Below are 512 nucleotides of genomic sequence, written 5' to 3'. Positions count from 1 at the left end.
ATTTATTCTTAGGTATTCCTTTTAGTTTAGACAGTACATTACGCTCGGAATATTCAGGTAGCTTCTTTGCTCTTCTTAACCCATTTGCTTTAGTTTGCGGTATTGTCAGCCTTTCTATGTTGTGTGCTCATGGCGGCGCTTGGCTTATGCTACGCACAGACGGTGCCTTGAAACGACGCTCTGCTAAAGCAACTCAAATTATGGCAGCCATATTTTTAGTTTGTTTCCTTGTAATTGGGGCATGGTTGTACTTCGGTCAAGTCCCAGGTTATAGCTATGCTGCTGCAGTTGATCCAAACGCAGCACTTAACCCTTTAGCCAAAGAAGTAGTCACAAACAACAACCCAGGCTGGATGAATAACTACAGCAGCTATCCAATTACAAAAGTAGCTCCTGTACTGGCAATTTTAGGGGCAATTATTGCCCTCTTTACAGCATCAAAAACCAAAGCAGGTTTAAGTTTTGCTGGCACAAGCTTAATGATTGTAGGTGCGATTTTAACTGCCGGTTTT

General features: G+C 42.2%; 1 protein-coding gene. It reads left to right on the top strand.

Annotated elements, in window-relative coordinates:
* A partial coding sequence (gene cydB / locus C1642_RS19700) for a cytochrome d ubiquinol oxidase subunit II (protein WP_228153933.1) occupies window positions 1–512 on the top strand: 512 nt, incomplete at both ends.

The organism is Acinetobacter sp. AKBS16 (assembly GCF_002899995.1).
Classification (GTDB): Bacteria; Pseudomonadota; Gammaproteobacteria; order Pseudomonadales; family Moraxellaceae; genus Acinetobacter; species Acinetobacter baumannii.
Note: the sequence above shows the minus strand (reverse complement) of the source record. Positions and strands in the feature narration are given on the sequence as shown.